Origin of the sequence: Micromonospora sp. WMMD712 (assembly GCF_029581295.1) — a bacterium.
Taxonomy (GTDB): Bacteria; Actinomycetota; Actinomycetes; order Mycobacteriales; family Micromonosporaceae; genus Micromonospora; species Micromonospora carbonacea.
Genome location: NZ_CP120743.1, coordinates 3623205 through 3646556, shown reverse-complemented (window position 1 = coordinate 3646556; position 23352 = coordinate 3623205). Strand labels below are relative to the sequence as shown.

The following is a 23352-nucleotide window of genomic DNA, read 5'->3' as shown; positions in this document are numbered from 1 at the left end:
CGTCGGTCAGGGGATCTCCGCCCAGGCGGCGAACGCGGCCCCGGGGGACGGCTGGTCGGTCTTGTAGATCCGGCCGTCGGTGCTTCGCCCCAGCAGGGTGATCGCGTTGTTGCCGTTGAGCACGGCGGCCGGGTCGCTGTCGAAACCGTCCGTCGGCTGCCCGGAACTCATGATGCTCCAGGCGCCGAAGCTGCCGCCGACAGCGGACTGCTGCGTGCCCCAGACCTTGCCGTCGGTGCCGCGTCCGTACAGGACGAACCTGTCGTTGCTGGTGCGCAGCGCCGCCGGGTCGCCGACGAATGTCGGCTGGCCCGTGCCCATGACCCCCCACGCGCCGAACGCGGCTCCGGCCGAGGGCTGACCCGCGCCGTAGAGCTTGCCGTCCGCGCCGACGGCGTAGAGCACGAGTGTGCCGTTCGCGCCGAGCAGCGTGGTCGGGTCGCCGGTGAACCCACCGGCCGGCCCGCCCGTGCCGACCGTCACCCAGGTGCCGAACGCGGCGCCGGGGGACGGCTGGGCGACCCCGTGCATCTTCTTGTCGCCGGCCCGCGCGTAGATGACGATCGCGCCGCTGGCGGCCTTCGTGACCGTCGGCCGGCCGGTGACGCCCGCGCCGCCCACCCCGATGCGTACCCAGGCCCCGAACGTGCTCCCCACCGCCGTCTGGGCGGTGCCCCAGATCCAGCCGTCGGCGGCCCGGGCGTACAGGGCGATGGTGTTGCTCGTGGTGAGCACGGCGCTGGGGTCGCTCGCGAAGCCGGCCGGCGGCTGGCCGGTGCCGATGGCCCGCCAGGTGGTGAAGGCCGCGCCGACGGACGGCTGGCCGACCCCGTACATCTGGTTGTCGACGCCACGCGCGTAGAGCACGACGGTGCCGTTGGCCGCCTTCAGCGCCGTCGGCGAGCCGACGAAGCCGCTGCGGTCGCCGATGCGCACCCAGGGCCCGAAGGCGCCGCCGACGCTGCTCTGCCCGCTGCCCCAGATCCAGCCGTCGGCGCCGCGCCGGTAGGCCAGCACCGCGCCGGTCGCCGACGCTACCGCCGCGACCTCACCGCTGCTGCGGGTGTCGACCTCCACGGCCCAGATCCGGTCCCACGTCTGGACGTGCGCCAGCTCGCCGCTGAACCAGCCGCCGTGAGCGGTGGCGCTGGTGCGGTGGCTGCCCATCCGGAACAGCCCGGCGGCGGCCCAGCCGGTGGTGTGCGTGGCCCGTCCGGCGTTCACCCCGCTCACGTACAGGGTCATCGCGCCGCTGGTCTTGTTCCAGCTCGCCATGACGTGTGTCCAGACGCCCACGCGGGCGGTGCCCGGGGCGCTGGTCGCCGTGTCGAGGACCGGGCTCGCGGCGTCGGTGCGGGCCATCGTGAAGCGCCACGACGAGTCGCCCGCGTTGGTCCAGAGCCGGAAGCGGGCCGCGTTGGTCCCGCTCTGGGACAGCACCGTCCCACCGAGGGCGGCCGGCTTCACCCACGCGGAGACCGTGAAGTCGGCATTGGTGTCCACCGCCGACGACGCGGTGAGCGTGCCGGTGGTGGTGGCGGGCGGGGGATTGAGGAGGACGTCCGGGTCGAACGCGTCGCCGCTGCTCCACGACGCGCCGGTGGTGGCCGTGGCGTGCAGCGTGCCCGCGCTGTCCTTCGCGGTGGTGACCGGTCCGTCCGTGCCGTCGTTGAGCTGCCAGCTGTGACTGGAGGTGACCAGCGTCTTCGCCGGCTGGGCGGTGACCGTGCCGAGCCCGCCCGACAGGCCGCCGACCAGCCAGGCGGTGGTCACCCCGCCGGCCCCCGTGGTCCACAGGTCCGCCGTGCCGTCGCTGTCGATGTCGGCGGCCCGGAGCGTGAGGTCCGCGCCCGTGTTCCAGTTCTCGTGCAACGTGTACGAGGTGTGGCTGAGCTGGTTGACGCCGTCGAAGGACAGGTCGGTCCACAGGTGGAGGGCGCCGGTCGTGCGGTTCCACAGGAACATGACGGTGCTCCCGGACAACTGGGCCGTGGTGATGGTCCACTTGTCCCAGTCGGCCCCGCCGGTCGGCGTCGGCTGGCTGATCGTGAGCGGGTCGGCGTAGAGCGCGGGGGCGTAGACGTTCGAGTAGTAGGTCAGGTGGTGTCCGACGGTGCCGTTCCCGCTGATGCCGATCAGCTCCGGGTAGCCGGTGCCGGCCCCACGGATGTCCCCGGCGTTGGCGAGTCGGAGCGGCAGCGTGCCGTCGGCGTCGACGAGGAGGTCCCCCGCGATGCTGAACTGGTTGCCGCTGAGCTGCGCCTGGATGACGGAGCCGTCACCGTTGTTGCGGAGCACCCCGCCGTTGCCCGTCGCGGGATAGTAGACGAGGACGTCCTGCAGGCCGGTGCCCGTGAAGTGACCGGTGACGACCTGCGCGCCGTCGAAGTCCGTGGGGGAGTTGTTCCCGGTCACCCCGTTGCCGCGGGCCCCGATGTTCGTCCCGGCCACGGCGAGCTGCTCGCTGCCGCCCGGCGCGAGCCAGAGCCCGGGGGGAAGCCCATGGGTCGCCCCGACGGCGACCAGGTCCGGTGCGGAGTCGCCGTTGAGGTCACCGTCCGCCGCGACGGCGGCCGGGTTGGAGTTGAACGTGACGCTCCTGCTGTCACCGATGTTGCCGCCCGCGGAGACGCTGGTGACGGTCAGGGTGTTGGTGAACCGGGTCGGGGTGACGGCGATGGTCGCCGCGCCGTTGGCAGCGGACACGTCCGAGGGCGGGCCGGCGTTGAGCTGGTAGACGTACCCGCTCGGGTCGGTGCCGTCCGCCTTGGCGATGTCCACGGTGAAGGACTGGCCGATGGTGGTCGTCCCGTCGGCGATCTCGGGGATCGCGGGCGCTCCCGGGCGGGTCGGGTCGAAGGTGAACGAGCAGACCCCCGACCAGTCGCCCGTCATGCCGAAGTCCGTCGCCTGCACCTTCCAGGAGAAGCTCGTGCTCGCTCCGTTGGCCGCGGTCCTGAGGGTCGAGACGGGCACGACGAGCACCGCCGTGCTGCCGGAGGAGTAGGTGAGCAGGTTCGGGTTCGAGGAGGCCAACGGCGTCTGGGCGGCGTCGGTGGTCTTCCACAGCCTGAAGCTGATGCCGAGGGTGCCACCGTTGCGGTCGGAGACCGGCGCGTACAGCGACACGGAGGCGTCGCCGACCGTGCTGGTGCCGGCGCAGGCCGTCGGCGGCGAGGTGGTCAGCCCGGTCGGCTTGTTGGGCTTGTGGTTGTAGCGGATGGTGAGGGTGGGGCTGGTTTCGAGGAACTCCTTCCAGCTCTGGGTGTCGCTGGCCTCGTTGGCGGCGATCATCCGCAGGGTGCGGGTCGCCTTCTGGGCGGCGACGTCGGCTTCCACCTGGCCGGTGATGTCGAAGGAGACGGCGGCGGCGTCGCAGCCGCTGTAGCCGTAGGCGAAGCTCTTCGATGCGGCGAGGGGTCCGTTGGCCACCCCCTCCCAGTGGTTCCAGGTGGCGTTGGACGAGCTCAGGGTGGTCGCGGGGGCGTAGACGTTGACGGTCTTGGCGGTGCAGCTCCACGACTTGGTGTTGGTGATCTTGAAGATGGCGTCGTGGATCTCGGCCCCGGCGAGGGTGCTGTAGGGGATCGGGAAGTTGACCAGGGTCTGGGAGCGTTGGCTGCCGGAGTTGCCGACCTGCATGCGTCCGATGAGGTCGGGGGTGTCCTTCCAGTAGTTGGTGGACTGGTGCTGGTAGGAGATGGTGGCCCAGCCGGACATCTTGGGCCCGACGGGGGTCCAGTTGAACGTGGGGTCGACGTAGACGGGGTAGACGGTGTCCGGGTCGTCGAACAGCTTCCGATCCGGGGACAGGCGCAGCGTGCCGGGGGAGATCTTCACGGCGATGGGGGCGCTGTGGGCGGCGCGGCCGGGTGCGGTGGCGCTCGACGGGGCGGTGGTCTGTGCGGTGGGGTTGGTGGTGGAGTCCCACATGGTGGGGGCGGGTGCGGTGAGGACGGGGTGGCCGGTGCGGTCGTGGCCGGTGATGTTGCCTGCCGCGTCGGTGGTGAGGGTGACGCCTCTGGTGGACGTGGTGAGGTCGAGGGTGGCCAGTTTGGGGTGGCGGGCGGCGTGGCGGTTCTTGACGACGAAGACGTGGGAGAAGCCGCCTTCGGCGGTGACGCGGACGGTGAGGTCGACGCCGGGTAGGACGTCGGGGTAGGTGGCGGTGGGTCCGGACAGGACGGGCTTCGGCAGTGTCATGGGTGCGGTGAGGGTGAGGGCGCGGTCGCCGCTGGTGAGTTCGGCGAGGGGGCCGGTGCCGCCGGGGGAGAGTCGGACCTGGTTGGTGGTGACGGTCGGGGTGATGCTGCCGTCGGGGTGGTGGACCAGGGTCGGGTCGAGGGTGCGCCACTGTCCGTCGATGCGGGTGCGGGTGGGTGTGGCGGTCTGGGTCAGTTCGATGGTGCCGTCGGGTCGGGCGGTCGTCGTGGAGGTGGAGGTGCCGGCGGCGGTGGCCTCGACGGGGCGGCCGGTGCGGCGGGCCTCGGTCATGGCGCGGTCCACGCCGAGCGGGCCGGTGGCCGGCTTCGCGGCGGGTGCCGACGACGCCGCCTCGGCGGCAGGCGCGGGCAACGACGCGACGCTGGCGACCAGGAGGCCGAGGCTGACGCCGGCCGCGACTGCCCTTCCGCGGCGGGATCGTCGTGGCGGGTGAGCTAGGAGCATGGAGCGGTGCCTCCCCGTGTGTCCGGTGGACGCCGGGCGGCGTCCGGTGGGCGGCCACAGTGAAGCAGCCCCACCGGCCCACGGGAAACGTCGAATCTCACCATCGGTCGTCCCTTTGGGACTCTCTGCGACCGATATGGATGAAGTGATCTCGACCTATCGTTACCGCGTCGTTACCTTTCGCGCAGGCGAACGTGAAAAATAGTTCGCGCCATGCGGTGTTCGTTCGGACACTCTGCGTGGTTCGGTTCTTTCTCGCGGAGTGGGGTACGCATGGTCGGGCACGGGGGAACACGCCTGTTGGCTGGTCCGGGGCGATTGATCGCGCTGGCCGTGGCGGCATCGTTGGCGGTGGGGGTGCTGTCCGGCGTCCCGGCGTCGGCGAGGCCCCTGGACGACGGCGGGCACGCGCTGCTGCCCCCGGTGTCTCCTGGCCGTCCGGTCACGGGCGTCAAGCCGTTGCCGACGCGGTTCGTGCCGCCGCCCGACGACGCGAGGGCCACCCATCGCCCGGCGCGGACGGCCTGGCCCAGGGCCGCGTCAGCGCGGCTGGACCTGAGCGCGTCGGCCGTCACCGGCGCGCGACCGGCGGCGAAGGCACGGGCGGTGGGGACGCCGGTGTGGGCGCAGCCGCTCGCCGGGGGCGGCCGGTACGCCGGCCCCCGCCGGCTCGACGTGCGCGTCGCGGACCGGGCCACGGCGGAGTCCGCCGGGGTCGACGGCGTGCTGCTGTCGGTCGCCCCCTCGCCCGGGGCCGCCGCCGCGACGGTGCGGGTCGGCGTGGACTACGCCGGCTTCGCCGAGGCGTACGGCGGGAACTACGGCTCGCGGCTGAGGCTGGTGCGGCTGCCCGCGTGCGCCCTCACCACCCCGGCGGCGGCGGGGTGCCGCACGGCGTCGCCGCTGCCCTCCACCAACGACAGCACCGCCCGGACCGTGTCGGCCGAGGTCCCGCTGGCGGGCACCGCGGCCGCGGGCGGCGCGACGACCGTGCTGGCGGCGGTCTCGACCGCAGGGGACGAGGGCGGCGCGGGCGGCACCTACGCCGCGACCGACCTGTCGCCGTCCCAGTCCTGGAGCGCGGGCGGCAGCACCGGCTCGTTCAGCTACACCTACCCGGTGACGGTGCCGCCGACCCGCTCCAAGCTGGTGCCGAAGGTGGCCCTGTCGTACGACTCTGGCGCCGTCGACGGGCAGACCTCCTCGACCAACGCCCAGGCGTCCTGGGTCGGCGACGGCTGGACGACGCCGCGGTCGTACGTCGAGCAGACCTTCGTCTCCTGCAAGGACGACCCGGGTGGCAGCCCCTCCCCGGTGGAGACCCACGACCGCTGCTACACCGGCCCGGTCCTGACGATCGCGCTGAACGGCTCGTCGAGCGCCCTGGTCTGGGACGCGACCAAGCAGGTGTGGAAGCTCCAGAACGACACCGGTGCCACGGTCGGCCGGGTGACCAACTCCGGCAACGGCAGCGGCACCCACGACACCGACTACTGGCGGGTCACCGAGCGCGACGGCACCGTCTACGAGTTCGGCCGCAACCGGCTGCCCGGCTGGAGCTCCGGGAAGCCGGAGACGAAGTCGGTCGACACCGTTCCGGTCTACTCCCTGCACCCGGGCGACCCCTGCCACGACCCGGCCGGCTTCTCCTCCTCGGTCTGCACGATGGCGTACCGGTGGAACCTCGACCACGTCACCGACGTCCACGGCAACGCGATGGCCTACTACTACGACCAGGCCACCAACCGCTACGGCCGCAACATGGGGGCCACCGACGTCAGCTACGTGCGGGACAGCCACCTCGCCCGGATCGACTACGGCTTCCGCGACGGCGGGGCGTACGGCACGGCGCCGAACCGGGTCGTGTTCGCCACCGGCGACCGGTGCCTCGCCGGCACCTGCCAGCCGCTGAACTCGGCCAACAAGGCGAACTGGCCGGACGTGCCCTTCGACCTGGTCTGCAACGCGGGCACCGACTGCCCGGCGTGGAGCCCGTCGTTCTTCTCCACCGTCCGGCTGACCTCGATCGAGACCCAGCAGTACGACACCGCCACCTCGACGTACCAGAAGGTCGACTCGTACGCCCTGGCGCACACCATGCCGGCGACCGGTGACGGCACCTCCCCGACGCTCTGGCTGTCCTCGATCACCCGCACCGGGCACGACACCGCCTCCGGCGGATCCACCGCGCCCGTCGCGCTGCCGTCGGTGTCGTTCAGCGGCATCAAGCTGGCCAACCGCGTCGACGTCACCGGCGGCCTGCCGAGCTTCTACCGGCAGCGGATCTCGGCGATCACCACCGAGACCGGCTCGGTGGTCTCGCCCAGCTACGAGCTGCCCCTGCCGTGCACCGCCCCGGTCACCACCGCCCCCGCCTCGAACACCAGGTCCTGCTACCCGATCCACTGGACCCCCGAGGGCTACACCGACCAGATCCGGGACTGGTTCCACCGCTACGCCGTCACCCGGGTCACCGCCACCGACCCCACCGGCGGCGCACCCGCCACCTCCACCGGCTACGAGTACGTCGGCGGCGCCGCGTGGCACTACGACGACAACGAGGTGGTCAAGGCCAAGTACCGCACGTACGGCCAGTTCCGCGGTTACGGCAAGGTCAGGGTGCGTGGCGGCGACGGGGTCAACGACCGCCGGACGTTGTCCGAGACGACCTACCACCGCGGCATGAGCCGCAACAACAACACCACCGTCGTCAACCTCACCGACTCCGCCGGCGGCGTCCACGAGGACGTCGACCAGCTCGCCGGCCGGGAGCTGGAGACCACCAGCCACCTCGGCGACGGCGGACCCGTCGACAGCTCGACGGTCACCTCCTACTGGGTGTCGGAGGCGACCGCGACCCGTAGCCGCACCGGGCTGTCCCCGCTGACCGCGACGTTCGCCGCGCCCGCGCGGGTCTGGCGGCGGCAGGCGGTCACCACCGGCGGGGCGACGACCTGGCGGTACAGCGCGACCGACAACTCCTACGACGCGTCGACCAGCTCGGCCACCTTCGGGCTGCTGAAGCACGCCTACGACCACACGACGCCGGCGAGCGCCGCCTACGACCGGTGCACCACCACGTCGTACGCGGCACCGAACGCCGGCCTCAACCTCGTCGGGCTGACCAGCGAGACCGAGACCGTGGCGGTGGCCTGCGGCGGCTACGCCCAGGGCCCGTCGGCGTCGTCGCCGGGCAGCGTGAACACGCTGACCGCCCCCACGACGGTCAGCCGGCCGGCGCAGGTCGTCTCGCACGTCCGGACGTACTACGACGACCCTGCCTTCGCCACGACGTTCCCGCAGGCCGCCGCGCCCACCAGGGGCACCGTCACCATGGTCCGCAAGGCGTCCGGCTGGGCCTCCGGCGCATACACCTACCAGACGACCGACCGCGCGGAGTTCGACGCGTACGGCCGGGCCACCGGCACCTGGGACGGCAACGGCCACAAGAGCACGGTCGGCTACACGGACAACGCCGTCGGGCTCACCACCGGCGTGACCGTGACGAACGCGGAGGGCCACGCCACCACCAGCGTCGTCACGCCGATGCGGAACCTGACCACCAGCAGCACCGACCCGAACAACGTGGTGACCCGCACGCAGTACGACGCGCTGGGCCGCCGCACGTCCGTCTGGCTCGCCTCCCGGGCCACCAGCAGCTCGGCCCACCTCAAGCACACCTACACGGTGTCGAAGACCGGCCCGTCGGCGACCACCACCCAGACGCTGAACAACAGCGGTGGCTACCAGAAGACGACCACCATCTACGACGCCCTGCACCGGGTGCGGCAGATCCAGGCGGACACCCCGCAGGGCGGGCGCATGGTCACCGACACGTTCTACGACAGCCGGGGCTGGGTGCGGGCCACGTACAACGGCTGGTGGGATGCCGCGAGCACGCCGGACACCACCCCCGTGTACGCCGACAACCTGCTGAAGAAGGCGCTGAACCAGACCTTCAACACGTACGACGGACTGGGCCGGGTGATCCTGGCCGAGGCGGCCCGTGACGGCGCGGTCAGGTCGGCGACCAGGACCGTGCACAACGGGGACCGGACGACGGTCGTCCCGCCGACGGGCGGCACCACCACCACGGTGGTGACGGACCCGATGGGCCGGACGCAGCAGCAACTCCAGTACACCTCGGCACCGACCCTGACCAGCCCGGCCGACCCGTTCACCGGGAGCTACCAGCTCACCGGCGGCACCACCGTCGCCACCGGCTACGGCTACGACGCGGGCGGCAACCAGTCCACCCTGACCGACCCGGCCGGCAACGTCTGGACCCGCCAGCACAACCTGCTCGGGCAGGTCGTGAGCCGGGACGACCCGGACGCCGGCATCAGCACGACGCGCTACGACGGCGTCGGGAACATCGTCGAGACGACCGATTCCCGGGGCAGGACGACGTCCTTCACGTACGACAAGATCGATCGCAGGACGGGCAGCTACGCCGCCGCCCTCGCCGCCCAGGCGGCCGGCAACCGGCTCGCCGCCTGGGTGTACGACAACGACAACGCCGCCGAGCCGACGATGACCAACCCCGTCGGCAAGCTGACCACGAAGATCGCCTTCCGCGGCGGCGCCGAGTACCGGACCCAGTGGACCGGCTTCAACGCCTACGGCTCCTCGACCGGCGAGAAGATCGTCATCCCGGCCGTGGAGGGGCTGCTCGGCAACACCTACGGCTACACCCACAGCTACCACAGCTCGACGGGCAAGCCGCTCGGCGACACCTACCAGGCCCGGGGCGGCCTGCCCGCCGAGACGGTCGTCCGCGGCTACAGCGGCGTCCTCGACCTGCCCAGCACCCTCGGCGGCCTGGCCAGCTACGCCAGCTCCACCGAGTACGACGCGTGGGGCCGGGTCACCCGGGGCGTCCAGGGGCCGGCCACGAGCGCGGCGTCGCTCGTCAACACCTACGACGACCACAACGGCCGGCTGCTCCAGCAGAAGGTCACCAGGACCACGACGACGACCAGCGACGTCGGCCGGCAGGACTACGCGTACGACCTGTTCGGGAACATCGTCAGGACCGTCGACACCCGCCACCTGCCGGGCGCGGCCGCCGAGACCGAGTGCTTCCGGTACGACGCGCTGCGGCGGCTCACGAAGGCGTGGACCGCGACCGACGACTGCGCCGCGACACCGACGACCGGCAACCGCGCGACGGTCGGCAGCGGCATCGGCGCGACCAGCGCCTACTGGACCGAGTGGGAGATCGACCCGCTCGGCAACCGCACCAAGGAGACCCGGTACTCGCCGACCGGCGGAGCCGACACCGTCACCACCTACGCCTACGACGGCAACGGCGGCGGGCAGCCGCACACGCTGACGGGCACGACCACCACCGGCGGGCTCACCGGCAGCACGTCGTACGCGTACGACAGCGCCGGGAACATGACCACCCGCCAGGCCGGGCAGGGCACCCAGACCCTCACCTGGGACGACGCGGGCGAACTGACCTCGGTGACCGGCGGCACGGACGGGGACAGCTCGTTCCTGTACGACGCCGACGGCAACCTGCTCATCCAGCGGGACCCGGGCTCCACCACGCTCTACCTGGCCGGCGAGCAGATCACCCTGAACACCGGCACCCAGGCGCTGAGCGGCATCCGCTACCACGCCCTGCCCAGCGGCGCGGTGGCCTACCGGACGGGCAGCGGCACCGCGTACGGCTTCGTCCTGCCCGACCACCAGGGCACGCCCAGCCTGTACCTCAACAACACCGCCCAGGTGCCGACCTGGCGGCAGTACACCCCGTACGGCGCGCCGCGCGGCGCGACGGTGACCGCCCCCGACAACCGGGGGTTCCTCAACCAACCGCTGAACCCGAACACGGGACTGACGCAGGTCGGTGCCCGCAACTACGACCCGACGATCGGCCGGTTCGTCTCGCTCGACCCGTTGCAGGACCCGGCCGACCCGCAGCAGTGGAACGGCTACGCGTACGCCAACAACACGCCGGTCACCTCCAGCGATCCGTCGGGGTTGATCCCGGACGACTGCCGGTACTTCGACTGCTACGGCTACGACCCGAACAAGGGCTGCCCGCACGGCTGCGGCTCGACGGACAACGTGACGTGGGGCGAGGAGAACGACAAGGGAAGCTCCAAGCCCGACAAGGAGAACCACCCGAGGGACCTCGGCTACGGCATACAGGTGCCGGAGAGCGTGCCGTTCGAGGATTTCATACGCCGCTGGCGCGAACAGCGCGCGAACTGGTTCGCCACGCGGGGCGAGGGCGCCGACAGGGCCGGAATGCGCGACGACACCGCCGTGCTCGCCATGAACATCTGCAGCGAGATGGGCAGACCGGGCGGGTGCAAGGAGTGGATCGAGGAACTCTGGGAGATCCACTACCAGTGGGGTGCCGACACCCTCCCCATGGACGAGGGTGGCCTCCCCAAGCCCCCCGCGGGTACGAGCGTCGGCAAGGGGAAGGGGGGCAGGGGCACCGGCTCCCGTAGCGCCGGTTGCCTGAGTTTCAGCGGCGACACCCGGGTCCTCATGGCCGACGGGAGCACCAAGAAGCTCGAAGAGGTGCAAGTCGGCGACGAGGTGATGGCGGCAGACCCGGAGACCGGTGAGCAGGGCCCCCGCACCGTCACCCGCGTCTGGGTGCACGAGGACGACCTCGTCGACCTCCGGATCGGGGACGCCTTAGTCACCACCACGGAGGACCACCCGTTCTGGAACCACACCGACCGCGAGTGGCAGCGCGCCGACGAGATCGATCGGGGCGACTGGGCGCTGGGTAGCGATGGTATAGGGCCTTCGATAGGCGGGCTGGAGTGGTCGTCGGCGACGGCCGCGTCCGCCTACAACCTCACCGTCGACGGCATCCACACGTACTATGTCCTCGCCGGCGACACTCCGGTGCTGGTCCACAACGACAACGGTGGCATCGACCTTAGCAAGGCGACCCATTGGCAGGGGGGACGATTCCCGGTGGGCGGCGCGCTTGACGCCGGCGGGCCGGCGAATGGAGTTCTCTACCGCACTCAGAATGGTGTTGTTAGTAACTACGCCGTATACGATGCGGATGGTGTCATTCTGCGGCGAGTCGATTTGGTTGGTGCTGCGCATGGCGGTGTGCCGACACCTCACGTGCAGGAGTTCACCCGCAACGTGACCCCTGACGGGCGGGTCTTCCCGCAGCAGAGCAAGATTGCAACACCGGCTGGCCCGGGGGATCTTCCGCGCGTCGGGTGCTGACAGGCGCAGGGGGGCGATGCCAGGGCCAGAAGAGTAGAGAGGCAGGCAAGCGGTGGATCTCAGCAAGCTTCCCCAAATGAAGGGCTGGATCAGAGCTGGCGAGGAGTTCGATCCAAGATCGTTCTTGCAGTCCACGGCGTCCGTGGGTGAGGCTGCCGCTATGTCGATTCTCTTCTGGCCCGAGTTCACCGAGTATCGCAAGGGCGTCTTCCTGGGCTTCCTCTTCGAGCGGCGCGGAGTCGACGCCTGGTTCGATGAACTCAAGGGGGATGAGGTTGCGGTCGAAGGTGTCGTGAACCATGTTCACTTGTGGGACGTTTTTGCGCCGAAAGTGGAAGCTGAATACGCTGTTCTGGCCGAGTTGGCGCCGCGGATTGCGGCGATGTGGCGGGCGGCGCTCGAATCGACATTTCCTGCCCGGCGATTCGTCGTCTCCGTGGTCGATGCGTCAGAGGATTATGGGCCTACAATTTCGATTCGATCAGCCTGATCGCTTCACTGCGAAGATGTCGATCTCGCTCCGCTGTGTGCAGGCAGGGGCGGTTGTGCGCCGGGGGTGTAGCTGTGGTTGCTGCGAGTGGTGAGGGGCAACGCGGCGAAAAGGGAGAGACTCGGTGTCTTTGATCCGAACTTGGGAGGTGGGGGCGGGCGATAGGGGTAGGGGCGGCTCGATTACCTCATTGAGTTCCGGGTCTGGGAGGTGCCAACTGCGGGACGTCTTGTTCCGTAGGTGCGGGGTGGCCGTCCAGCGGATGTGGGCGTGATGATCGACCGCTGTCCGGGCTCGACCGGGCACCTGCGACACTGAAGCGCTCCCAGTGCGGAGCCCCGGTCCGCGTCCGGAAGCGGCCCGGGGCACCCGCCCGGTGGCTCCGGTGGCGCCGCCGGAGCCACCGGGTGCCTTGATCGACTCCATGTCGGCGACATGGCGGGGTCGGGAGGCCCCGGACACCGCCATGTCGCCGACATGACGCCGGCCCAACCGGACGCCGGCCTGGCCGGACCCGGCAGGCCCCGGCCCCCCGGGCGGGGCGAAACGGCAGGCCACCGTCGGGGGAAACCCGTCCCCGGCGTGATCAACATGCGCGAAGGGATCGCGCCGGTCACAGCCGTCCCGCTACCGTACTGGTAACACGCGCGTAGCCCGTCCTGGCGGGAGGATCCCGTCCGGCGGCACGCGCCGGGGCATGGGATGGGGCGGTGGGCCATGACCGGTTCGCAGTCCGACGGCAGGCTGTCGGAGGTCAGGTTCCTCACCGTCGCCGAGGTGGCGACGGTGATGCGGGTGTCGAAGATGACGGTCTACCGGCTGGTGCACAGCGGTGAGCTGACCGCCGTGCGGGTCGGCCGGTCGTTCCGGGTGCCCGAGCACGCGGTGCACGAGTATCTCCGGGGCGCGTTCCAGGAGACCGCCTGATCCGTCTGCCGCACCTGGGCTGCCCGTCCGCCGACGTCGCGGCCCGGCACCCCGCGCGAGGTGTCCGGCGTGCCGCACTGGGTGCCCGCCGTGCCGCGCAGGGCACCCCGCTTGCGCAGAGGGCAGTGTCGCAAAGGGCACCGAGTGCGACGTAACGGGCATCGACGGGGGCGCGTTGGTCCTGCTGAGGCTCTCCCGCTACCCTGGACCGGACCGTGACCGCACACCGGTGCGCCCGCCGCACGCCAGCAGGTCCGGCCCGTTGTCCGCAAGCGGCCCTCGACGCCCGCGTGGTGTCATCCGGTCCGCCCCGCACGTTGCATCGAAAGGCTGTCGTCGTATGGGCTCGGTGGTCAAGAAGCGCCGCAAGCGCATGGCTAAGAAGAAGCACCGCAAGCTGCTGCGCAAGACCCGCGTCCAGCGTCGCCGTCTCGGCAAGTGACCGGGGCCGGGCCCACCGTGGCCCGGCACCCCGTGTCGCTTGCCAACAGTCGACCCTCGGAGGCTCAGGTGATCAGGCCGCGGTTGCCCCGGCTCGATCCCACCTGCCGGGGTAGGTGCACGACGTGACCCCCGGTGGCACCCCAGGTGCCCCGGGGGTGGTCGTCGTCACCGGGGTCAACCGCTATCTCGGCGCGCACGTGGCCGCCCGCCTCGCCGCCGACTCCCGCATCGAGCGGGTGATCGGCGTCGACCCGAGCGCCCCCAACCCCGAGCTGTCCGGCCTGCTCGACCGGGTCGAGCACATCCGGCTCGACCTCGGCTCGCTCGGCGGGCTCCTCGCCGATCTCGACGTCGACGCCGTGGTGCACCTCGCCCTCGTCACCTCCCCCGACCCCCAGCAGGGCGGCCGGTCGGCGATGAAGGAACAGAACGTCATCGGCACCATGCAGCTGCTCGCCGCCTGCCAGCGGGCGCCCCGGCTGCGCAAGCTCGTGGTCCGCTCGTCGACCGCCGCGTACGGGGCGTCGTTCCGGGACCCGGCCGTCTTCACCGAGGAGACCGAGCCGCGCGAGGTGCCGCGCGGCGGTTTCGGCCGCGACATCCTCGACATCGAGGGGTACGTTCGTGGCTTCCGTCGCCGCCGGTCGGACGTCACCGCCACGGTGCTGCGCTTCGCGCCGTTCATCGGTTCCACGGCCGACACCACGCTGACCAGGTATTTCTCCCAACCGTTCGTCCCCACCGTCTTCGGGCGCGACCCCCGGTTGCAGTTCGTGCACTTCGACGACGCGCTGGAGGTGCTGCACCGGTCGGTCGCCGAGGAGCACCCGGGCACGTTCAACGTGGCCGGTCCGGGCGTGCTCTCCCTGTCCCAGGCGATCAGGCGGGCCGGGCGGGTGGGGGTGCCGGTGTTCGAACCGGGCCTGTCCGGGGCCGTCGCGCTGGCCCGCAGCCTCGGCTTCGGCCGGTACGGCCTGGACCAGGTCGATCTCTTCGTGCACGGTCGGGTCGTGGACACCTCCGCCCTGGAACGCGAGTACGGCTTCGCGCCCCGCTCGACCGCCGCCGCGTTCGACGACTTCATCCGCGCCCACCAGGGCGGCGTGGTGGTCACCCGGGAACAGTTGGCCGCCGCCGAGCGGGCCGTCCTCGACGGCATCCGCCAGGTGCGCGCGGCCGTGCGGGAGCGGTCGTGACGCCGCCGGACGAGGAGCGCGGGCGCGCCGGGGCCAACGGCCGGTACGACGTACCGCTGGTGGTGGCCCGCCCGGACGGGGAGCCGGCGCGGCGCAACGGCCACCATCCGCCCCCGGGCCCCGCCGCCGACCCCGCCCGTGGCGCGGCTGACCCGCGACCGACCCGGCGGGAGCAGCCGGCGGAGCGGAAGCCGGCGGAACCGGCGGCGGTGCGCAAGCTGGGGGAGCAGGAGCCGGCGGCGGGTGCCCCACGGGACGCGGCGGTGCCGGACCAGCCGGGCGACGTGTGGGACCGGCGGGTCGCCTCGGGGCTGGCGTTCCTGCGTCGGCGGCTCTCCGGCGACTACCAGGTGGACGAGTTCGGGTTCGACCCGGAGTTGACCGAGTCCGTCTTCCACCCGATGCTGCGGCTGCTCTACCGGGACTGGTTCCGCACCGAGGTCACCGGGCTTGAGCACGTGCCGGTGGACGGCGCCGGCCTGGTGGTCGGCAACCACTCCGGCACGGTGGCGCTGGACGCGCTGATCCTCTCCGCCGCCCTGCACGACCAGCACCCGGCCCACCGTTACCTGCGGCTGCTCGGGGCCGACCTGGTGTTCCGGATGCCGGTGGTGTCCGAGCTCGCCCGCAAGACCGGCGGCACGGTCGCCTGCAACCCGGACGCCGAGCGGCTGCTCCGCTCCGGCGAGGTCGTCGGCGTCTTCCCGGAGGGGTTCAAGGGCGTCGGGAAGCTCTACGCCGACCGGTACAAGCTGCAACGCTTCGGCCGGGGCGGGTTCGTCTCGGCGGCGCTGCGCACCGGCACCCCGATCGTGCCGGTGGCGATCGTCGGGGGCGAGGAGATCTATCCGATGCTCGCCGACATCAAGCCCCTCGCCCGGCTGCTCAAGCTGCCCTACTTCCCGGTCACGCCGACGTTCCCGTGGTTGGGTCCGCTGGGGATGGTGCCGCTGCCCAGCAAGTGGCTCATCGAGTTCTGCCCGCCGATCCCGACCGCGCACCTGACCGACTCGGCCGACGACCCGCTGGTCGTGTTCAACCTCGCCGACCAGGTGCGGGAGACCATCCAGCAGACCCTGCACAGCCTGCTGGAACGCCGCCCGGACCCGTTCGGTCCCTGACGCGCACGGGCCCCGGGCCGCGCCCCACCGGACGCGGGGCGGCGGGTCGTCAGCGGACGCGACGGCGCTTCTGTAGCGCCATGCCGGCGCCGACCGCACCCGCGAGCAGCCCGGCCGCCGCAGTCGACGGCACCGCGATCTTCACGGCCCGCCGGCCGGTGCGGAAGTCCCGCACCTCCCAGCCCCGCTGCCGGGCCTGCCGCAGCAGGGCGCCGTCCGGGTTGACGGCCACCGCCCGGCCCACGGCAGACAGCATCGGCAGGTCGTTGGCGGAGTCGCTGTAGGCGGAGCAGCGCGACAGGTCCAGCCCCTCGACGGCGGCGAGCTGGGTCACCGCCTCGGCCTTGGCCGGCCCGTGCATCAGGTCGCCCACCAACCGCCCCGTGTACGCCCCGTCGACCACCTCGGCGACCGTGCCGATCGCCCCGGTCAGCCCCAGCCGGGCGGCGATCACCCGGCCGATCTCGACCGGCGCGGCGCTGACCAGCCAGACCCGCTCCCCGGCGTCCAGGTGGCGTTGCGCCAGCCGTCGGGTGCCGGCCCAGATCCGGGGGGCCATCAGCTCGTCGAAGATCTCCTCGGCGAGCCGCTCCACGTCGTCGACCCGCCAACCCTCGATGAAGGCGAGGGCCGCATCCTTGGCCTGCGACATGTCCCCGGCGTGCTCGGTGGCGAGCACCCGGAAGCGCAGCTGCTGCCAGGCGAACCGGGCCAGGTCCCCGGTGGTGAAGTAGTTGCGGGCGGCGAGCCCGCGGGCGAACCAGTAGATCGACGCGCCCTGCATCATCGTGTTGTCCACGTCGAAGAAGGCCGCGGCGGCCGGGTCGGGGGCCACCGGGGTGGCGGGCGCGGCCTCGGTCTCCGCCCAACCGGCGGTGTGCCCGTGCCGGTCGGTGCTGACCGTCATCCTGCCGTTGCGGGCCACCCGACCTCCCTCGCTCGACGACCCCGACGAGTGCCTCCCCGCGAGCGTAGCCGGGGCGGCGCGACCGCCCACCCGCTGCGGCGAGAACTGTGGCGCGCGCTGCTCGGGGTAAGGAAGGGCACCTTGTTAACGCATAACGGTGTAGAGGGGCCCCTTCCTTACCGCAGGCAACGCGAGGAGCGCAGCGGGAGCAGGAAGCAGGGAAGCAGGAGAACAGCGAAGCGGGAGAGCGGGCGATCAGCGGTCGCCGGGGCAGGTCGTCGGTGTCGGGCCGAGCGCGTCGCTGCCGGCGGGCACGGGCAGCTCGCACTCGATGGCCGCGCGCAGCGCGTCGGAGCGCTTGCGGATCGCGTCGAGCAGGGCGATCGACCGGCGGACCCGGTCCCGCTCCGTGCGGCTGGCCCCGTCGAGCAGGTCGCCGACCGCGCGGCGCTGCCCCGTGACGAAGGCGTTCACCGACTCCAGACCGGCCGGGTCGGAGCGCTGTGCCGCCGTGGTGGTGAGCAGGCGTACGCCCTGACGGGTGTCCGAGTCCATGTCGTCGAGGACGGCGTCGAACCCGAGCCGGTCCCCGCGCAGCGCGGCGGCCTCGCCGAGCCGGGTGCGGGCGAAGTCGAGGAAGAGCTGGCCGCGGCTGAGGTCCGAACTGGCCAGGGCGAGCTGGGCGCGTTCCGTGGAGCGCTTCATTCCGTAGAGGGCGTCGCCGGGCACGGCGTTCTCGCTGGCGGCGGAGATGCCGGAGACGGCGATCGCCCCGGCGGTCACCCCGATGAGGATGGCGCCCCGGGCCCGGGCCCGGCGGGCGGTGACGGCCGGCAGCAACGGGCCACGTGGGCCGCCGCCGAGGGTGGCGCGCTGGGCCGCCGCGCCGCGCTGACCGAGCACGCCCCGCCGGACGGCCGGCGCGCTCTCCGGGGCGGTGGCCCCGATGCCCTCCCGCTCGGCGGCGGCGACGAGCATCGCCCGCAGGCCGGTGCGGAAGTCGGGGTTCACGGGCGGAGGGTCGGCGTGGAGTTGCCGGCCGACCGCGACGAGCGCGGCGAGATGATCGTCGGCCCGGGACCGGACGTGGTGACGTCGGCCGCCGTTGGCTTCGTCGAGAAGCTGCGCGAAGCGCTCGGCGCGCCGGCGGGAGAAGAGGTTACTGATCACCGCAGGCACCTCCTCTCGCTGGTCACGGCCGGTCGGCCGCTGTCGGCACCAGCGACCGGCGGCAGCATGCACCCAGGACGAAGCTCGTGCCGGGCTGCGCTTTCCGGACCGTCGGGCCCGGGGATGCCGGAAACCACCGGTCGCACCGGGAGAAACGCTCCGCCCCGGGCACGGGTTACGGGGCCGGCGGGAGCGAAATCACGAAGAGTGATGGGCGTCACGCCGTCCGCTGGCGGGTGCTCCCGTCCGCGCGGCGCGCCCCGGCCGGCGTACGGCGTGCACCGCCGTCGGGGGCCGGGTGCCGCGCGGACGCCGCCGGCCGGGCGGCCCGGCCCCGCGCGGGGCGGCCCACCGGGCGGCCCGGCCGGGGCGGGCGGAACGGGACGGGTCGGCGCGGCCGACGGCGGCGGTCAGGGCTGGAAGCCGTCCGGCAGCAGCCGGGCCAGCGCGCGGACCGCGCGGTACTGCAACGCCTTGATCGCGCCCTCGTTCTTGCCCATCGCCCGGGCCGTCTCCGCCACCGAGAAGCCCTGGAGGAACCGCAGCACGATGCACTCCTGCTGCTCCGGGTTGAGCTGCTTGACGGCGGTGAGCAGGGCGACGTTGGTGATGTGCTCGACGACCGCCGCCTCCGGGCTGCCCTCCGGGCCGCGGTCCTCCCGGTCGGCGTCCAGCACGTCGCCGGTGGTGACCTCCAGCCGGTACCGGCCGGACTTGAAGTGGTCGGCCACCAGGTTGCGGGCGATGGTGACCAGCCAGGCGCCGAGGTCCCGGCCCTGCCAGGTGAAGCTGCCGATGCGCTTGAGGGCGCGCAGGAACGTGTCGGAGGTGAGGTCCTCGGCGAGCTGCCGGTTGCCGACGCGGAAGTAGACGAAGCGGAAGACGGTGTCGACGTACCGGTCGTAGATCAGCCCGAACGCCTCGGCCTCGCCGGCCTGGGCGCGCTCGACCAGCTTCCAGACCTCGGTGGCCGGGTCGGACGGGTCGGGGCGGCTCGGGAAGCCCGTCGGCGTGCCGCCGCCCGGGGGCCCGGGCGGCGGTGGGGGCGGGTTGGCCGGCACCGCCGGCAGCACCGCCGTCTCGCCGGCCGCCGGATCGGCCGTCGGCGGGGTGTCGCCACTGCGTCGGCCCTGCGCCGGCATCGTCGGCCGCGCGGGCGACGCCACCCGGCCGCCGTTGCCTCCCGGCGTCGCCGGCCGGGGCACCGCCTCGTTGTGATGGGACCGGTTGCGTAACCGTCTGGAGGCCCCGTCGCCGCGTACGGCGAGGCTGGACCCGTCGTCCACGGGGTTCCGGCCGATGCCCAACCGTTCGTTGAGGACGGCGCGGGCCGCCGCGGCCAGCCCGACCGGTCGCTGCGCGTAGCCGAAACTGGTCACCGTGCCTCCCCGGTCCGGGTCGCCGCAGGCCGCGGGGCCGCCCCGGCGCGGGCGCGGCCGGGGCCGTCGGGCAGGGCTCGTCCGGGACGTGCCGACGGGCGGCAGATCCCCTTGAGGTACGGGTCCAATGCGCTCACAGGCACGGGGGCCTCCTCGGGCTGAGGGGTGTCGACTCACGGCAAATGGGGTGAGTCGACCCGAGTGATAATAGGGCCAACGTCACCCGCGCGTGGCAAGTCCGTTACACAGAGCAGAAGTATTTGCTCGCCCGTCCGATCTGCGGCGGACCCGTTGTCCGTCGGGGGAGGTTGACTTTCGCGCGGCGGCTGGTTAGGGATATGCCCAGCTCAGCGCCCGATCGACCCGTTCGGCGCGGGGCCGGTACGACGGCTGCGCCGGCTGCCCGTGCGGGGCGGCGGCGGTGCTTCCGCGCGTCAGGTCGGGCCCGTCCGCACACGGTGCGTTGCCGAGTCGCCGGTACCGGGTGTGTCGCACCGACGGGCCGGGGGAGACTGTCCGGGCGCGGGCCGCCGGAGGGCGGCCCCGGCCGACACCCGCACGGAGGTTTCCCGATGTCCAGTGACGCCCGGCTCACCCTGATCACCCGCCCCGGCTGCCACCTCTGCGAGGACGCGAAGGCGGCGCTCGGCCGGGTGGTCGCGGTCACCGGCGACCGGTGGATCGAGAAGGACGTGACCACCGACGTCGAGCTGGAGCGGGAGTACGGCGACCGGCTGCCCGTGGTGCTGCTCGACGGCAAGGAGCACGGGTACTGGCGGGTGGAGGAGGAGCGGCTGCTGCGGGACCTGACCACCCCACAGCTCTGACAGCACACCACCCCACAGCTCTGGCCGCGACGCCGCAGCTCTGGCCGCCTCCCGCGCACCGACGCGACCCGGAGCTCCCCACGCGGCCGCCCGCCGCCTATCGTGCTCGGATGACCCCTGCGCGCCCCCACCTCGTCTGGGACTGGAACGGCACCCTGCTCAACGACCTCGACCTGGTGGTGACGGCCACCAACGCGGCGTTCGCCAGCGTGGGCGGGCCGGCCGTCACGGCGGACGAGCACCGGGTGCGGTTCCGCCGCCCGATCGCCGACTACTACGCCGGGGTGCTCGGCCGGGCGGTCGACGACGAGGCGTTCGGTGAGCTGGACCGGATCTTCCACGACGCGTACCGCAGCGGGTTGACCACCTGCGCGCTGGCCGACGACGCGGCGGCGGCGATGGCGGCCTGGCCGGGCAGCCAGTCCCTGCTGTCCATGTGGTTCCACGACGAGCTGGTGCCCGCCGTGCACTCCTACGGGCTGACGGGGCGGTTCGCCCGGGTCGACGGGCTGCGCGCCACCGTCGGCGGCGACCGCAAGGCCGGGTCGCTGGCCGAGCACCTGTCCGGGCTGGGGTTGGACGGCCGGGCGGTGGTGCTGATCGGGGACTCGGTCGACGACGCCGACGCGGCCGAGTCGGTGGGCGGCCGGGCGGTGCTCTACACGGGGGGCTTCACCGACGCGGCCCGGCTGCGGGACTCCGGTCACCCGGTGGCCGACACCCTCACCGAGGCCGTCGCGCTGGCCGCCACCCTGCGCTGAACCCCGGCCACCGGCGCGCCGGGGTCCGCCCTGCGTCGCCCCGGCGGCGGCGCGGTCAGCCGCGCAGGTAGGCGAGGACGGCCAGGACGCGCCGGTGCTGGGCGGTGTCCGGGGGCAGGCCGAGCTTGGTGAAGATGTTGCGGACGTGCTTCTCGACCGCGCCGTCGGTGACCACGAGGGCCTTCGCGATGGCGGTGTTGGAGTGCCCCTCGGCCATCAGGGCCAGCACCTCGCGCTCGCGCGGGGTCAGCTCCCGCAGCGGGTCGTCGCGCCGCCGGCGGACCAGCAGCTGGCCGACCACCTCCGGGTCGAGCACGGTGCCGCCGGCGGCGACCCGGGCCAGCGAGTCCAGGAACTCGTCGATGTCGGCCACCCGGTCCTTGAGCAGGTAGCCCACCCCGCCGCCGGCCCCGCCGGTGGTGGCCAGCAGGTCGTCGGCGTACGACACCTCGACGTACTGGGACAGCACCAGGACCGGGGTGCGGGGGACGAGGCGGCGGGCCTCGACCGCGGCGCGCAGCCCCTCGTCGGTGTGCGACGGCGGCATCCGCACGTCGACGATCGACACGTCGGGCCGGTGGGCGACGACCGCCCCGACCAGGGCGTCCCCGTCGCCGACGGCGGCCACCACCTCGTGCCCACGTTCGGTCAGCAGCCGGACCAGCCCCTCCCGGAGCAGCACGGCGTCGTCGGCGATCACCACCCGCATGGTGCTGGTGTCTACCACGTCGTGACCCTCGGCGGGGCCGCCGGGAGCGCCTGCGGCGCCGTCGGGGGTGTCGCGGGGAGCGCCTGCGGCGCTGTCGGGGGTGTCGCGGGGAGCGCCTGCGGCGCTGTCGGGGGTGTCGCCGGCGGCCGCCGGGGCGGCCGTCGTCACAGCGGGAGGTCCGCGCGCACCTCGGTCGGCCCGCCGGCCGGGCTGACGACGTCGAGCCGGCCGCCCGCCGCCCGCACCCGGTCGGCGATCCCCGCCAGGCCGTGCCCCTTGGCCAGGTGCGCGCCGCCGTGGCCGTCGTCGGCGACGGCGACCACCAGCCGGTCGTCGTGCCGGGTGACCTCGACCCGGCACTCCGTCGCCCCGCTGTGCTTGGCCACGTTGGTCAGCGTCTCGGCGACCACGAAGTAGGCGGTGCTCTCCACGGCCGGGTCGGGCCGCCCGTCCGGGGCGTCCAGCCGGGGGTCGAGCCGCAGTTCGATCGGGATCAGGCCGCGCCCGGCGAGGGCCGCCAGGGCGCTGGGCAGCCCCCGGTCGACCAGGATCGGCGGGGCGATGCCCCGGGACAGGGCGCGCAGCTCGGCGAGGGTGTCCCGGGTCTGGGCGACGGCCTCGTCGAGAGTCCGGCCGGCGGCCTCCGGGTCGTCGGCGAGCTGGTGCCGGGCCCGGCTGAGGTCCATGGCGAGCCGGACGAGGCGCTGCTGGGGGCCGTCGTGGATGTCGCGCTCCAGCCGCCGCAGCGCGGTGGCCTCGGCGGAGGCGGCCGCCCGCCGCCGCTCCTCCAGGACGGTGATCCGGCTGCGCATCTCGGCCACCCCGGTGAGCAGGGCGCGGGCGAAGCCGGCCTTCAGACGGGCGCACCCGCGTACCACGAGCGGCAGGGTGACCAGGAAGAACAGCCCGGCGGCGGTGTTGATCCCGATCCGGGCGGCGGCCGAGTCGCCCAGGCCGAGCAGCTCGCTGAGGGGCTGGTCGTCGGGCGGGTGCGGCAGCACCCAGTCGTAGACCGAGTAGAGCGTGCCGACGAGCGCGGCGGCCCACCAGGTGACGGTCACCACGAACGTGACGAGGGCCACGACCAGGTTGAGGATGCCGTGGGCCAGGTCGAGCCAGGACTGCACGTCCGCGATGGGGACGAGGATCCGCCGCCAGGCGCTGGCCCCCGGCTCGGCCCGGCGGTACTCGGGCCGCACCCGGTCCTGCCCGAGCACAGCGGTCAGCCGCAGCCGCTCCACGTCGGCGAAGCCCCGGGCGGCGTAGAGGGTGGCGGCGAGGACGGGCAGGCCGATCACGGTCACCGCCAGTCCCACGCCCAGGGCCAGCCCCGCCACCAGGACCACGAAGCCGGCCACGGCGAGGGGGAAGCCGAGCAGCACGTACCCGGAGTCGCGCAGGAGCTGGCGGGTGAGGCGGGGCGGGAGGGCGGCCGGCTCGGCCGTGGCGGCGGTGGTCATGGTTCGAGGCTAGGGACGCGGCCCCGCCCCCCGGAATCCCGTCGGCCGTCCTCTTGCTGGTGGTGCCAGCCCTAC

Annotated in this window: 14 protein-coding genes; 8 read left to right on the top strand and 6 right to left on the bottom strand. The window is 72.9% G+C overall.

Annotation, left to right across the window (positions count from 1 at the left end; all coding sequences use genetic code 11):
- Positions 1–6: 6 nt before the first annotated feature.
- Entirely contained in the window at positions 7–4575 is a 4569-nt protein-coding gene (locus tag O7633_RS15575; protein WP_282328289.1) for a LamG-like jellyroll fold domain-containing protein, read from the bottom strand.
- 426 nt (positions 4576–5001) lie between these two features.
- Between O7633_RS15575 and O7633_RS15570 the strand changes: the two genes are divergently transcribed.
- The 6 genes from O7633_RS15570 (at position 5002) to O7633_RS15545 (ending at position 16064) form a co-directional block, all read left to right on the top strand.
- On the top strand, positions 5002–11886 hold the full coding sequence (locus O7633_RS15570; RefSeq protein ID WP_282328288.1) for a polymorphic toxin type 24 domain-containing protein: 6885 nt from the start codon (positions 5002–5004) through the stop codon (positions 11884–11886).
- A gap of 52 nt (positions 11887–11938) precedes the next feature.
- Positions 11939–12376 (top strand): hypothetical protein, encoded by a 438-nt coding sequence (locus O7633_RS15565; protein ID WP_282328287.1) that lies wholly within the window; start codon positions 11939–11941, stop codon positions 12374–12376.
- Positions 12377–13093: 717 nt separating this feature from the next.
- Complete coding sequence (locus O7633_RS15560) at positions 13094–13303, top strand: helix-turn-helix domain-containing protein (protein ID WP_007073166.1); 210 nt, start codon at positions 13094–13096, stop codon at positions 13301–13303.
- Between the two features lie 340 nt (positions 13304–13643).
- Positions 13644–13745 (top strand): AURKAIP1/COX24 domain-containing protein, encoded by a 102-nt coding sequence (locus O7633_RS15555; protein ID WP_007465623.1) that lies wholly within the window; start codon positions 13644–13646, stop codon positions 13743–13745.
- A 124-nt stretch (positions 13746–13869) separates the two neighbouring features.
- Positions 13870–14943, top strand: coding sequence for an NAD-dependent epimerase/dehydratase family protein (locus O7633_RS15550; RefSeq protein WP_282328286.1), 1074 nt, complete (start codon positions 13870–13872; stop codon positions 14941–14943).
- Between the two features lie 263 nt (positions 14944–15206).
- Positions 15207–16064 (top strand): lysophospholipid acyltransferase family protein, encoded by an 858-nt coding sequence (locus tag O7633_RS15545; RefSeq protein WP_282328570.1) that lies wholly within the window; start codon positions 15207–15209, stop codon positions 16062–16064.
- Between the two features lie 49 nt (positions 16065–16113).
- On the opposite strand, the gene O7633_RS15540 is transcribed toward O7633_RS15545, so the two are convergent.
- From O7633_RS15540 to O7633_RS15530, 3 genes are all read right to left on the bottom strand, one after another.
- Positions 16114–16971 (bottom strand): HAD-IB family hydrolase, encoded by an 858-nt coding sequence (locus tag O7633_RS15540; protein ID WP_256095297.1) that lies wholly within the window; start codon positions 16969–16971, stop codon positions 16114–16116.
- Between the two features lie 255 nt (positions 16972–17226).
- Positions 17227–18141, bottom strand: coding sequence for a DUF5667 domain-containing protein (locus O7633_RS15535; protein ID WP_278129515.1), 915 nt, complete (start codon positions 18139–18141; stop codon positions 17227–17229).
- Between the two features lie 410 nt (positions 18142–18551).
- A complete protein-coding gene (locus O7633_RS15530) occupies positions 18552–19520 on the bottom strand; it encodes an ECF subfamily RNA polymerase sigma factor, BldN family (RefSeq protein WP_178066508.1) in 969 nt (322 codons plus the stop codon).
- Between the two features lie 572 nt (positions 19521–20092).
- On the opposite strand from O7633_RS15530, the gene O7633_RS15525 reads away from it, so the two are divergent.
- Together O7633_RS15525 and O7633_RS15520 are read left to right on the top strand one after the other, a co-directional pair.
- Complete coding sequence (locus tag O7633_RS15525) at positions 20093–20347, top strand: glutaredoxin family protein (RefSeq protein ID WP_043965311.1); 255 nt, start codon at positions 20093–20095, stop codon at positions 20345–20347.
- A 110-nt stretch (positions 20348–20457) separates the two neighbouring features.
- Positions 20458–21108, top strand: a complete 651-nt coding sequence (locus tag O7633_RS15520; RefSeq protein ID WP_278129510.1) for an HAD hydrolase-like protein — start codon at positions 20458–20460, stop codon at positions 21106–21108.
- 55 nt (positions 21109–21163) lie between these two features.
- Here the strand turns inward: O7633_RS15520 and O7633_RS15515 are convergent, their stop codons facing one another.
- Together O7633_RS15515 and O7633_RS15510 are read right to left on the bottom strand one after the other, a co-directional pair.
- A complete protein-coding gene (locus O7633_RS15515; RefSeq protein WP_074472827.1) occupies positions 21164–21817 on the bottom strand; it encodes a response regulator transcription factor in 654 nt (217 codons plus the stop codon).
- A gap of 164 nt (positions 21818–21981) precedes the next feature.
- The gene (locus O7633_RS15510; RefSeq protein WP_282328285.1) at positions 21982–23277 is read right to left on the bottom strand and encodes a sensor histidine kinase; all 1296 of its coding nucleotides are present in this window, start codon (positions 23275–23277) and stop codon (positions 21982–21984) included.
- Between the last annotated feature and the right edge of the window lie 75 nt (positions 23278–23352).

Coding starts and splice junctions, on each gene's coding strand:
- O7633_RS15520 (WP_278129510.1), top strand. CDS start 20,458: ATGACCCCTGCGCGCCCCCACCTCGTCTGGGACTGGAACGGCACCCTG.
- O7633_RS15555 (WP_007465623.1), top strand. CDS start 13,644: ATGGGCTCGGTGGTCAAGAAGCGCCGCAAGCGCATGGCTAAGAAGAAG.
- O7633_RS15525 (WP_043965311.1), top strand. CDS start 20,093: ATGTCCAGTGACGCCCGGCTCACCCTGATCACCCGCCCCGGCTGCCAC.
- O7633_RS15515 (WP_074472827.1), bottom strand. CDS start 21,817: ATGCGGGTGGTGATCGCCGACGACGCCGTGCTGCTCCGGGAGGGGCTG.
- O7633_RS15540 (WP_256095297.1), bottom strand. CDS start 16,971: ATGACGGTCAGCACCGACCGGCACGGGCACACCGCCGGTTGGGCGGAG.
- O7633_RS15560 (WP_007073166.1), top strand. CDS start 13,094: ATGACCGGTTCGCAGTCCGACGGCAGGCTGTCGGAGGTCAGGTTCCTC.
- O7633_RS15510 (WP_282328285.1), bottom strand. CDS start 23,277: ATGACCACCGCCGCCACGGCCGAGCCGGCCGCCCTCCCGCCCCGCCTC.